This is a genomic window from Flavobacterium rhamnosi, assembly GCF_048286515.1.
Taxonomy (GTDB): Bacteria; Bacteroidota; Bacteroidia; order Flavobacteriales; family Flavobacteriaceae; genus Flavobacterium.
The window spans coordinates 1-13,261 of record NZ_JBLVPS010000032.1 but is presented as its reverse complement, the minus strand read 5'-3'; the positions used below and the strand labels follow the sequence as shown (position 1 = coordinate 13,261).

Here is a 13,261-nt window from a genome sequence, read left to right as displayed (position 1 = left end):
CTCATTTGCGTATTTTTGGCAAATAATGTTATTATTCACGGCATGATTGCCCTTATATGTTTTTATATTTCTTCATCAATTTAAACATGTCTTCCATTACATTTGCATCTAACACCTTAGCATAATGCTGTGTTTGCATAATATTAGTATGGCCCATCATTGCTGAAACATTTTCAATCTTCACGCCATTGCCTAATGTCACAGTCGTAGCAAAGGTGTGTCTGGCTACATACCAAGTTAGGTTTTTATCAATCCCGCATAACACTCCAATTTCCTTCAAATAAACATTCATTTTTTGATTGGATATTTTAGGAATCAATCCCATTTGTTGATTTTTATATTTGTTAATTATCTTCAGCACAGGAGGGAGCACAGGCACATTGGCGCGAATTGCTGTTTTTGTTCTGTTGGTTACAATCCAAAGATTGCCATTACAATCAGTCACTAAATTGTTTGAAGTCAGATTGGAAGCGTCTATGGGAGCATATCCGGTATAGCAACAAAAAAGAAATATATCTTTTACTCTTTCAAGACGCTTGATACTAATTTTTTTACCTTCAATTGTATTTAATTCCTCCGTAGCAAGATATACTGCATTTTTAACGGTTAACTTACCATCGTAAATACTATAGGGGTTTTTAAGCAGGACACCCATTTTAACACCGTAATTTGCAGCTGTTTTGTACATTCTCATGTACTTTACCACGGAGTTGTTTTTAATCCCTGTTTTTCCTTTAAAATTTGTATCATATTTTAGAAATGATTCCAAATGGTATACGAATGCATTGTTAATTAAAATACATTCCATATCGGCCTGCCCATAGTGTTTATTAATAAACGTAAGTAGTAATTCTTTGGATCGCTCGTATTTTTGAAGTGAGGCCATGGATCTTTCCTTACCCTCTACTTTTTTTCTAAAGTATTCAATATACAGATCCAAAATTTTCAAAATCGTAATCGTTTCAGACTGTACTTGAATCTTACCATTAAGAGTGTCTTTAAGCTGTACCAATAAAACATCAGGATGTACTGCTGCCATTTCATTAATTTTTTTTTCAATGTTAAGCTGAAGTGTATCTAAACTGTTTCTTATTGCTTTTTCTTTTTCAAGCTTTAAAATATTTCTAAGCTTATTGGTAAATTCCCATCTTTCCTTTGCTATTGATTTACCAGTTGTCATTGTTGTGGATTTCTGATTATAGCAGATGCGTACAAAAATTGGGGATTCGCCTTTCCAATTAAATTTGCCTGATTTGAGATAAAAATAAATATTTAGCATAACTACTTGTTTTTTAGGTTTGTAGTTAAATTTAATTTAAAAAAACAAATAATATACTGATTTTCAGGGAATTCCCAGGGAATTGATTGAAGTGTTAAAATTATGATAATTTAATAATTAAATACTTGTAAAAAACAAAAAAAAAGGGTCACCTATAGGGTCACTTTGGTTGGTCCTTTGGATATCCTTACCCATAAACCCAAAAAGATAAAAAGCCTGCAAAGGGCAATGTTTCCGGGCTTTTACAATTATGGAGCTTTTTGTGAATTTGATAGTGCGGAGAAAACAGCTCCGGTATAAAACCACGTAACCCCCAACGTTTGTTGGGGGTTACGATTTCAGCGGAGAAAGAGGGTCTTTCATTATCCGCTTCAAGCCAATAGATTCAATGCTTTACAAAAATATATTTTAGAGGGTACCAACGAGGGTACCAGAACTTTCAAAAGTATTTTACTTTACAAAGATATATAAGTTATAGATATTGTTTAGCTATTTTTAAATAAGCAATAGCAGAATTTGAAAATTCATTGTTAATTTTATTGTAATCATATATTTCATTAGCAATTTGGAGATGTTTACTAGCTAATATCCAATTCCGTTCCTTCATATATAAAGTACCAAGATTTAAATTACATGTACCGATATTTGGGTTTTTATCACCATAATTAAATGAATCAATTTCAATTGCTTCAATGTATAATTTTTTGGCAATCTCTCTTTCTGATTCTTCAGTGCAAAGTGTGGCATAATTAGATTTTCGTCTTGCTAATGTTGGATGATTTTTTGGCAAATTCTTTTCTCCAATTTCAAGAACTTCTTTAAAAATTAATTTTGCTTTATCTACTTCTCCTACGTTTTTATATGCATTAGCTAATCCCGATTTACTTATTGAAACTTCAGGATGATTTTCATCAAATATTTGTTCTTGAATAGACACAGCGATTTTGTGGTATTTTAATGAATTAATAAAATCCTTATTATAACCATAAGCCAACCCTAGATTATTTGCACAAATACCAGTAATTTCATGCTTGTCTCCAAGTAATTCTACTAACTTTTCATAAGCATCTTGCTGAAATATAATTGCTTTCTCATACTCATCTAACAATGTGTATATTTTTCCTAAGCTATTAAGAGTTGTTGCTAATAAAATTAAATAACTCTTTTCTGGCGCATTACTTTCTAGGAAGAATTCTAATTCGTTAAAAACATACTCGTAAAGTTCTTTTGCTTGAATTAAATGTTTTCTTTCTCCAAATTGTTCTAAAAGAGTGGCTAAATTTAAGTACACTTGCAATGAAGTTACATATTTTGGGGTTGAATCTTCTATAATGTCAATAGCTTTTTCATAAATTTCTAAAGACTCTTTAAGATTTCCAAGATGACGATTTATCATTCCCAATGTTGAATAGGTTTGATATACTTTATGGTCATCACCAATTTTTTTTGCATATTTTAAGGACTTTTCAGCATATTTTAATGCGGTTGAAAAATCTCCCTTACTATTTAAACCGATTGCAACTAAATTGTTTAATGTATTAATTTCATCAGATTCTTCATTTATAATTGAAAGAACATGCTCGGAACAAGAAATATATTTGATTTTTTCAGTGATAGAATAATAGTCCTCAACATTTAAATAATTACACAATCCTTTAATTAGAGAGGAATTTGATTGAAAAGTTGGCGGTATTGTTACTTTAATTACTTCTTGTATGATTGTATGCATTTGATACAAATCCCCCATTTTTATTATCCAACCTTTTCTAAATAATAAACCCATTGTTTCTATAAATGCACTATTCTGAGAATCTTCTATTGAAAAGAGTTTTTTTAATTCGTTTCCAAAAAATTGTAAAGTTGGCAAAACAGCGAAATATGAAAGAATTTGTGTTTCTAGTGTAGATAAAGAAATTAAAGTAAAAGCTTTTAATAAATGATTTTTTAGATTTATAGTTTCATCATCATATTCAGATTGAACAGCAACTTGCCAATTCTCATTAGAAATTGTGTCTTTTTTCAAATAATCAATTAACCCTGTTAACCCACCAATTGTAAAATTTGTTTCAAGTGTCTTTGCTAATAATTCAATTGTTAAAGTATGAAAACCGATTAAATCAAATAACTCTTTTAATAATGTATCAGTACTAATTCCACTGTAATGTTTTGAGAAAAGTAATTTTGCTGAATCAAAGTCAAGAAAATCGATTTCTAAAAATTTAATTGAAGAATTTGATAATTTAAGTCTTGTTGTCGCAATGATTTGACAATTTGTTGAGAATGGAAGTTGAGAATAATTCTCAAAAGTATCTTCTTGTAAATCATCTATTAACAATAAAGTTTTTCCACTAAGATTATTGATATTATTCATTAATAATTTATAATTCTCAAAAGGCGAAATATTAATCATTAATGGAAAATCAAGATTTTTTAAAAGTACTACATTGTTAATAAACGAATTTATCAAATCATTTTGAAAGGGTATCCATATAATGTGATTATAGTTATTTTTATTATTTTTAATGAACCCCTTTAGTAGAGTTGTTTTACCGATTCCTCCTATATTTTTTAATGCAATAATTTTATTATCGTTATTCTCAACTTCTTGTTCTAAGTTAATTAAGTCATTGTTTCTTCCAATTAAATTCGTTAAATCAATTTCATATTCTCTTGGAGGAGTTAAGTCTTTAACAATTTCACTTATATTAATGTACTGAGGAATTGTGATGTGACCAACTCTGGCAACTAACTGACTATAATATTCAAATGTTGTAAATAGATATATTGCTAAAACGGATTTTATAAAATTAGGTATATCAGCATCATTAAAATCATTTGCTGTGTGAGCTTCAATATTTCTTAATTTATATGCATCATACAATTGGATGCCGAAATGTGATGTTAGTGATGTAGCTGGTATTGAACTTAATGGTAATCTAAAATCAATATTGTTGATATTTATACCGCTTTTTAATACATAATGAAACATTCCTTTATTCTGACTTTTCAAAGTAATGTAATCTGAAGAATGAAATAGGAATACGATTTTTTGTAAAAATGAATCAAGTTTGGTCGCTAATTGGGTCAAATAGTTAAATGCATCATTTTTATCCTTGGATGTGTGATAATATTTATATATTGTTGGTATCACTCTTATTTCAATACCATCCAAATCATCTTCCCCTGTTCGGAACATTAATGTCTTACAGAATAAATCTAACCCTTCCTCTATAGTGAAAGGGTAATTCGGTTGATTCAGGTCATCAAAAGTTGTTTGCAATTCTTTCTTTAAAGTAGCTCTGATTTTATCCCAATTGTAATCCATTTTTATGTTTAAAAGGTTATTGTGTATTTTTCATCTTATCAATACTTATTTAGATGATAAAACAAATAAATATTTTGTATAAATGTATTACAAAATTGAAAAGGGTAATAGAACTTTCAAAAGTATTTTACTTCACTACCGAGAGAGAATTACAGATAGTAGTATAGGTAAGTTATTGGCTAAGTATGCAATCAACATGTCTGAAAACAAAGGATATGCTAATGAAATATATGACTTAATTGAAAAAATAAATTCAGAAAGCATCAAATCTGCTTTTAAAATGCAGATTTCAAAAAATTTAGGATTCACCCGCAGGGGAGCTTTTGAAGTGGAAATATTGAAAGATATAGAGCGTCATATTTTAAAAGCCTCTTTGAACAAACTTAAATTACTCATCCCAACGTTTCCTTGATATTCAAAGAATTAAGAGATAAATATATTGAAGATGGTAACTGGGAGGATGAAAACGCACTTTTAAGAAGTCTAAGATAATATAGATATAATGTTATGTTTCTTTATAAAGTATATCAAAAAAATCATCAGTTTTAAAATTAAGATTTCTCATTTCAGTATTTTTTAATAATTTAGAAATTGACAATATTAACATTTGACTTACAATTGTTTTCATGTCCCAATATAATTCTTGTGAAAGAATCTCTTTTCCGTCAAGTTTTATCTTTTCATAACCTTGATAATGCAAACCACCATGAGCCATTTCATTCCTTAATTTAAAAACCAAATCTAATTTTGATTTCATTTTCTTTGCATCATTATGTTTTTTGCAAAGACTTGCGGAACAAAATAATTTAATAAAATCAGAAGATGTATTTTTTTCAAACAAACCTTCTAAAGAGTAAATTAAATCAAGTAAATTGTCCATGTCGACTAAATTTGACTTTACCGCTATTAGATATCTTTTCAATGACCATAAATTTAAATGCCAAACTTTAGATAAACCTTGAATATTAGTTTTTAAATTATCTAATTGTTGCTCTACAATTAAAACATGATGCATGAAATTATCGGTATTCATACTGGTGAAATAATTTTTTTTAACAGAGTTTAGGTGCATTATCCCATCATTAATTGGATTATCGTTCCACATCATAATTGACCTAGTGGGAAAAGTTAAATGCAACGCAGAAAGGAAAAATGAAGAAATTTCTTGAAGTATAGCCTTATTTTTATGGTATTCAGTTAGAAAAATTTGATTGAATCTGAAATCTTTTATTTCATTTCTTGTAGGTATTGAATTTGTGTTATAATTCATGGTTACTTGAATACAAACAACTCCTAAATTATGATTCCACTTTTTATAGTTGTCAGTATTGAAATGACTATAAATTTTAGAGCTGTTTTCCTCAATAAATTCTACAATTCTATTTTCATTTACAAACCCAGACATAAATCTTGGTAATATCTTAATTTTTACTTTACTAATTTGATTTTGAGTCACGTTTTTTAAGCCATGGTTAAATCCGTACTCGATTTTTTTTCCTGCAACATCATTTGAGAAAATATTTTTTACAGAATCTGTAATGTCAAGAATAATTTCATCGTCATGACCATTCTCGGTATTAAAATAGCATGGAATGAACCATTGAATTGTTGTTTTCATGAGGAAGATTGAATGTTAACGGATATATAATTACTGGATATTATTTTTGTATTTTAATTTTTTGTTTGTGAGCTGTATTAATGAAATAAACATTCGTACTCTTTTCTCGAAAGAAGGCTAATTTCAAATTATATTTATCGTTTAGTTTTAAATAAACAGTATATTTTTCTCCCTTATCATCGAATTCACCATCAGTTATATAAAACGCTTCAATTATCATAAAAATCACCTGTTCAACATTTGTTACATCATTTATGTCTTTTCCAGTCGAAAGGTTTTTTCCATTAAAACTAAAGTGTTTTAAGACATGTAATATACCGCCAATAAATTCCCATTTTCTTTTTTCAAAAGGTACTGGTTTCAACATCCTGAACAAATCAAGCCGAAGAATTCTATTATCTTTGCCATTAGTTAAATTATCGTAAACCCAAATAAAATTTTCGTTTTTATAAATCCTAATTGCATCAATTAATCTGTGATGTAAGTATCTTGTTTTGTTTAGAGCTGATAAGACTGTAGCAGCGTTATTATTACCAAATTTTTCTGGAAATTTATCTTGTGCTTCTAAAATATATTTGTCAATTAGGCCTAGGAAAATATTGGTTCCTCCATAAAAAAAATCGCTGTTTTCAATAGAAATTTTTCTGTAATTTGGTTCTGGAAAACGAACTTTAATGAAATTTTTATTTTCATGTTTTCCCAAGTCAGAAGCTGCTTTTTCTGCTCTTTCCTGAAGTTTTTTATACTCCTCGTAGTTTATTTGTCTCCTTTGAACCATATGCTATTGATTGAATTTATTTTTATTTAAAATCTCAATTGCTTCATTTCTAAAAAAATCCATAATTTGATTTGCATTCCATTGTATGTTTTTTTTAATATTATCAATAGTTGATTTTTTGGAAACAGACCCTAGTTTTCTTTTCCATATATCAAGAGAATTAAATAATGCATAAGTTATATCCATTTTACTGTTTTCTATTGATGCACCACTTTTTAATGAAGTAAAATGTAGCCCCCAAAAAATATAAACATTTTCATCTTTTGTTCCTAATGTATTTATCAATGAACTTTGCAATGAATCTAAAATTGAATTATCAAATAATTTTTCATAAAAACGTTCAGCTGTATTTTTTGCAATATTATTATTAATATTCCATAATGTACCAACATATCCTCTAGCTCCTACACTTATGAAATGATGTGAGATATCTGCCCCAGACCAACAGGTGTTATTAAAAATTATTGGTGAATAAGAAGCTGCTAAAAAGTTGAACATAGCTTGATATCCAAAATCACAACATTTTATGGCACAAGAATCTGTGATTATATCTTTTTTTACTCTAATTATCTTTTCTTTTTTATTTATCATATTTTGCATGTCTGAGAAAATATAATTTTCATAATTCATTTTTTTGAATTCTTTACTACCCCATATTAATCCATTAAATTTTCTCCAAATCATTTTTGTAGTAACGCTTATTAGTTCTTCTCCATAAGTTGGTGCCAAACTTACTACTTCATCGTACTCTATTTTATGTTTTGTTCCAAACCTGTCTATAAATTCTAAAACAACACTATATCCATCTACTTCACCACCATGACTGCAAAAATGTAAAATATTAAAAGGAAATTCTTTTACATGCATATCTATATTATATACTGATGCATTGTTTCCTATCAATTTTTTAACATAATATTTTTTTTCTTCAATTTTTTTAATGACAAAATCTGTTTCCTCATCGCTAAATTCTAATGGTGAAAACACTATTGCTGAATGAATTTCGAAATGATTCTCAAAGTATAAATTATTAAAAATAAAAAAATCTGGATTAAGATATAAGTGTACATGAGTGAAAGGTATAACGTTATTTAGAATTAATGAATATGGAATACCTTTAGTAAAGAAGGTTGCATATTCATAATTAATAAATTCAATGAATTCAACACTTTGGTATATTATAGTACTTAAATCTAAAAATGAATTATAATCTCCACCTTGCCAATTTTCAACAAAGGATTTTATTTCTTTTCTACCAATTTCAGGTGGAGTAATTACAATAATGTTAGCACCAATTGAAAGTGCATAATTGACAGAAATTATAGTTGAAGTTCTTAATATATTTTCAATAACAATTAACCCCTTACTATGAAAGTTAGTTTCTGTTATTCTTTCCGAATGTTCTTCTATTTTTAAAAGCAAATTACTTTTAACAGCTTTAAAAAGACCATAGTGAATATCATTGATATTGCACGATAAAAAATTTGTTTTGTCAGTCAAATCTTTTAGTAATAAATCGGCATCATAAAAATCTTGAATGTCAATAACTTTAAATTCGTTTAAAAATGATAGATAACTTTTTTGTTTTTCAGTTAATCCAACTATTATTATAAATTTACAATCTCCAATTCTATGAAGGTTATTGATGATTTTAACGTTAAATTCATGGCCATTTCTTCGTGAAATATCATGCTCATCGATTTCTTCTCTTAAATAATCGTCTTTCTCAATTGTAACATCCATGAATTGGAAGACAGGAAGGTATTTTCCTTCTTTTGATAAATAGCTTAATACAACAGCAGTCAGAGTTGGTTCTTTTGAATTAGCTATGCAAAGAAATTCATTATCTATTTCTGGTATTTTGATATCCATATATTTAACTTAAATCATAAACTCATATAAATATCATCTAGCTCTTCCTGTCTAATTCCAAGATAACGTTTAGTTATTTCTGGTGATGAATGATTGAAAAGTTCACTAAGATACAACAAAGCTTTGTCCGTTTCATTATTGTTAGACCAAACTTGGCGACCGAATGTCTTTCTGAGGCTGTGCATAGATATGGCTAATGTTTTTTGCCCAAAAAATCGTTTTAGTTTTCGATTTATATATTACTTGCAGTATTGGACATGCTATCTTAGCAATGACAATAAGTTAAGAAATAATCTTATTCTATTGAGTTCAAAAGTCCAGCAATTCACTCAGTGGTATTTCAAGTCCTTTGCTTATTTCAAGAAGATAGAGGTATGTAGGGTTAAATTCTCCTGCTTCTACTTTGTGGATAGATTGTTGGTCTTTTAATATCAGCAAACCAAGTTTAGCTTGTGATAAACCACGAGCTGTCCTTAATTGCTTAATACGCAATCCTAACCGCTTCAATTCACAAGTATTATCCATAGCTTCCATATGAAGCCAATTTGAGGATAATGCTTAATTTTTTTAACATACTATAATATGTTAATTGAATTTTTAATTATGTTTGTGGGAATTTTAGAAGCAACCGTTAAATTGAGAAAATTTGACGATAACTAATTCTTAATTTTTCGGATATTAATTAGCTATAGTTTTGCAGTAAAATATTACTTTATAAAAGAACTAATATCTTCGTTTGGGTAAATAGTCGTAATGGAAATAAAGTAAAAAAAGGTTCAATGTTTAAAATAAAATATCATAAAATATAATTATTCAATACTATAAATGAAAAATAAAATAAGGTTAAAACAATTATTCTTTGTTTTGTTAGGGCATTTTTTGACCATAACTAGTTCAATGGGTCAAATTGTTAATACTAATGGAAAAACTGATTTCTCAATTCATGAAGTTAAACCAAAAGAGACCATATATAGTGTCTCAAATATGTTTAATATAAGTGCCGATGAATTGATAGAACTTAATCCTGAACTTAAAGAGAAAGGGATTCAGTTGGGAATGACTTTGAAAGTGCCTTTTGTCAATAGCACAGGGAAAAAAGAAACTGTTAATAGTCAGAATCAGAACACACAGTCAAGTTTTATTGGAGAATTAAATCCATCTATACAAATCGGTTATGTATACAATGAAACCGTAATTTTAGATTTTGATAAAGGAATAATGATTCTATATTCAGTAGAAAAAAGCTCTAATACTTCAAGTAGTGAAATGATTGCAATATCTCTGGTTGATTTGTCATCTAAGCAATTTGGAAAAATTTCTATTAAACAAAAACTGTATATACCTAATAATCTCGGTATACATTCGAAAGATAGAAAAACATATAATCTTTCCAATTTCAATTATAAAGTTATTGACTTTGGAAGTTATTTGGTATTTATTGATTATGAAAATATGAAAATATCATCATTCGAAGCAGGAACTAATCCTCCTATTTCTGTTGTGTTTGATAAAAATTATTATCGACCAACAAAACAAGTTTTTTCGAATGAAAAAGGAGAGTTTATCATTGAATATGAAGGATATGTGGGAAATAGAAAAATATTCCAAAAATTTAATAAATCAGGAGAACAAACAGATGTTATTAAAAAAAATAAAAACTTTATTCCAGTTTGTTATTATTATAGAGGCCTAGATGGTCAAAACAGATACTATGAAGTTAATCCTGACTGTGCTTTTAATAGCAATATTCATGCTTATGCTAGATTGCCAAAATTGTTTGACTCAATGGGACATAACTTGTCTGAAAAAATAAGGGAAAATGAGAATACTGCTTTTGTCCAGTTTTATAAAGGGAAGCATTGGGAAAGTGAGAGAGATAATTCTTTTGTTTATACGTATAATTTTGTATTTGACAAAGAAAGGATTCATACTGCTTTTATTTCATCAGATTTAAAACATATTTTAATCAATAATACATTTATTTATTCATTACCCGAAATTGAAATAACGCAATGAGACTATTTTTATTATTATTTATTTTACCAATAATAGGTCATACTCAAATAAAAATAGATTTGAGAGAAAAATCAATTAATGATTTAACTAATGATGTCAATTATGAAAATATATATGCTCCTTCTGAAGGATATAAAATTTCTCAAGCTTATTCTGAAAACAATGGATATTATGGAGAAAACATTCGTATATTTAAGTTAGGAAGCCCAACAATTATTACATACAAAGAACAAAAAAAATTAATAACAGCAAACTATGCTGGTGATTTGTTTTTTTATGACTTACCAACTGGTAGATTAGAAAAAAGTATAGCATTTTCGAAACTTGGAATTGAAATGTTAAATACAACAGGTTCTAACAAGAACTCCATAATTACAAGTTTATCTTTAACTGAAAACGAACAATATTTAGTTATAAAGACATATAATTTTAACGGAACAAACGATAAATTTATTGATTACTACATTTTAGATTTAAACAGTAAAGAATCGACAACATCCTCTCGACTTACTGGATTATATTCACTTTATTCATTCCCAAAAATGGAATTATTAAATGAAACAAAAATCTTAAATACAAACCCAAAATATTTTCAAGAAAAAGCATTATCAAAAATACAAGAATTAAGTAGTTCAAAGAAAAAATTCAAAATGAATAAACGATTTGATGGGATTTATTTTACCGCCAATAATTTTGTCCCTCTGAAATTTATTAATTTGGGAGATAAAACACACTTTGAAGCGATTGATTTTTTTACTAACCCCCAAGGTCGTTTTAAACGATATACAACTATAAATAATTTTTCAGATTTTACAGAGACTATTTCGAATAATTATTTATTGAATGATATAATTCAAAATTCAAAAGGAACATTTGCTTTATTTGGCACTAGTTACGGCTCTAAAAATAATGCAGTCTTAACAAAAATTGACGACCTATTAAAAAATGTTGACGGGTTATACGATAAGGCAATAGCAGAAATCAATTCATATTTCAAAGTAAATGTGATTGGAAACAATTCAAAACTCGTAGAATAAAAAAAAGACAAATTATATATCAAATATGAAGATGATAAATATTATTTCATAAGTCCATGGTTAGACCAAACTAATAAATGTGATAAAGTGTTAAATATTTGGGGTAATAGTTATGAATGGAAATATTATAAAACTATATCTGAATTGAATAATCTAAATTTAAAATTTCCAATATTTTTTGATAATAATACAATTGACAAATATTCTTTTATGGGGTGGATAGAGAATAAATTATCAATTTATAATTTATCTTTTAGTGAAATAAAGAATTTTGAAAATCCACTTACTGAAAATCAATTAGTATTTCAAAATATATTAGCAAATATGATTGATTTTAATACATTACTTCCACAGAACAATAATTCCGAGACAGTAGTTGACAAGCAACCGTCAAAAGACATTGGAGAAAGGTCTTGTGAGGTTTGTGCTGGAACAGGAATTGTACCAGACAAAGTTCGTAACGGATATATTAGAACATTTCAAAGAAATCCATTAACAGGTGGCTCTGTAAAATGTTTTAACTGTAATGGGACTGGTAAATACACATTAGTAACAGGTGATTATGAAAAGAAAAAAATCATACAATTTGATAAATGGATATTAAAAGATGTCAATGTATGCACTTCAAATAAAATTATAATTGTATTTGAAACGAATAAAAGAACATTTATTCAAGAAAGCAGAGGAGGTCATTTAACAAAAGGTCAGTTATTTAATGATGAAAATTTATTATATAGTTTCATTATTGACAAAAATGGAAAGGTAGCATCATTTGAGAATAGCGATTTAAGCAAAACAGAAAAATGTAATGGTTACTACCCAATTTATATTGGACAATAATTGTTTTTCAAAATCTTATAATTACAAATAAAACCATACATTTTTAACATGAAAAAAAGATTTAGCATTTTAATAATGATAGTAACTATTATTGCTTCCTGCAATAATTCCAAAAAAGATAATTTAACAAGTAAAAAAAAGGAAGCAGCAATTTCCAACAATCCCAACGACAAGAAGATTGATGGTAAATATATTGCTTATCTTCAAAAATATGAAGACCCAGATGCAATAGGGTCAGATAAAGTTAATTTTCAAAAAATCGGCAAAAATGTTTTTTGGGTTACTTATTATCATGAAGCTGGCACTAAACAAGAATATTATTGGAAAAATGTAAATAATTTATTAGTTCCATGTTTCATATTTGAATATGGTGGAATGGTGTGAACGGTAAATAAGAATGCAGAGTTTTTGGCAACTGGAAGTGCAGAGTATTCGGCAAGAATGAATACATAGTTTGATTCAAAAGTAGGGTATTATTTTGAAGAATCAAAAAACG

11 protein-coding genes are annotated in these 13,261 nt (G+C 27.7%); 5 read left to right on the top strand and 6 right to left on the bottom strand.

The window, feature by feature from the left end; translation table 11 throughout:
* Positions 1 to 52 precede the first annotated feature (52 nt).
* Complete coding sequence (locus ACNQGN_RS17640; protein ID WP_417989144.1) at positions 53 to 1,279, bottom strand: site-specific integrase; 1,227 nt, start codon at positions 1,277 to 1,279, stop codon at positions 53 to 55.
* A gap of 472 nt (positions 1,280 to 1,751) precedes the next feature.
* Positions 1,752 to 4,604: a tetratricopeptide repeat protein gene (locus tag ACNQGN_RS17635; RefSeq protein ID WP_417989143.1), complete on the bottom strand. Its 2,853-nt coding sequence runs from the start codon at positions 4,602 to 4,604 to the stop codon at positions 1,752 to 1,754.
* An 82-nt stretch (positions 4,605 to 4,686) separates the two neighbouring features.
* Here ACNQGN_RS17635 and ACNQGN_RS17630 point away from each other — a divergent pair, with 82 nt between their 5' ends.
* The gene (locus ACNQGN_RS17630; RefSeq protein ID WP_417989142.1) at positions 4,687 to 5,016 is read left to right on the top strand and encodes a hypothetical protein; all 330 of its coding nucleotides are present in this window, start codon (positions 4,687 to 4,689) and stop codon (positions 5,014 to 5,016) included.
* A 93-nt stretch (positions 5,017 to 5,109) separates the two neighbouring features.
* Here the strand turns inward: ACNQGN_RS17630 and ACNQGN_RS17625 are convergent, their stop codons facing one another.
* The 4 genes from ACNQGN_RS17625 to ACNQGN_RS17610 all read right to left on the bottom strand — a co-directional run bounded on the left by ACNQGN_RS17625 (position 5,110) and on the right by ACNQGN_RS17610 (position 9,406).
* Complete coding sequence (locus ACNQGN_RS17625) at positions 5,110 to 6,222, bottom strand: hypothetical protein (RefSeq protein ID WP_417989141.1); 1,113 nt, start codon at positions 6,220 to 6,222, stop codon at positions 5,110 to 5,112.
* Positions 6,223 to 6,262: 40 nt separating this feature from the next.
* Positions 6,263 to 6,925: a hypothetical protein gene (locus tag ACNQGN_RS17620; protein ID WP_417989140.1), complete on the bottom strand. Its 663-nt coding sequence runs from the start codon at positions 6,923 to 6,925 to the stop codon at positions 6,263 to 6,265.
* A 78-nt stretch (positions 6,926 to 7,003) separates the two neighbouring features.
* On the bottom strand, positions 7,004 to 8,872 hold the full coding sequence (locus tag ACNQGN_RS17615; RefSeq protein WP_417989139.1) for a hypothetical protein: 1,869 nt from the start codon (positions 8,870 to 8,872) through the stop codon (positions 7,004 to 7,006).
* Between the two features lie 309 nt (positions 8,873 to 9,181).
* Positions 9,182 to 9,406, bottom strand: a complete 225-nt coding sequence (locus ACNQGN_RS17610; RefSeq protein WP_417989138.1) for a helix-turn-helix transcriptional regulator — start codon at positions 9,404 to 9,406, stop codon at positions 9,182 to 9,184.
* A 291-nt stretch (positions 9,407 to 9,697) separates the two neighbouring features.
* Here ACNQGN_RS17610 and ACNQGN_RS17605 point away from each other — a divergent pair, with 291 nt between their 5' ends.
* The 4 genes from ACNQGN_RS17605 (at position 9,698) to ACNQGN_RS17590 (ending at position 13,149) form a co-directional block, all read left to right on the top strand.
* Positions 9,698 to 10,888, top strand: coding sequence for a LysM peptidoglycan-binding domain-containing protein (locus tag ACNQGN_RS17605; protein WP_417989137.1), 1,191 nt, complete (start codon positions 9,698 to 9,700; stop codon positions 10,886 to 10,888).
* On the top strand, positions 10,885 to 11,925 hold the full coding sequence (locus ACNQGN_RS17600; protein ID WP_417989136.1) for a hypothetical protein: 1,041 nt from the start codon (positions 10,885 to 10,887) through the stop codon (positions 11,923 to 11,925). Before ACNQGN_RS17605 ends, ACNQGN_RS17600 begins: the two co-directional genes overlap by 4 nt.
* Positions 11,926 to 12,069: 144 nt before the next feature.
* Complete coding sequence (locus ACNQGN_RS17595; protein ID WP_417989135.1) at positions 12,070 to 12,765, top strand: DnaJ-like cysteine-rich domain-containing protein; 696 nt, start codon at positions 12,070 to 12,072, stop codon at positions 12,763 to 12,765.
* 48 nt (positions 12,766 to 12,813) lie between these two features.
* Entirely contained in the window at positions 12,814 to 13,149 is a 336-nt protein-coding gene (locus ACNQGN_RS17590; protein ID WP_417989134.1) for a hypothetical protein, read from the top strand.
* Positions 13,150 to 13,261: the final 112 nt, after the last annotated feature.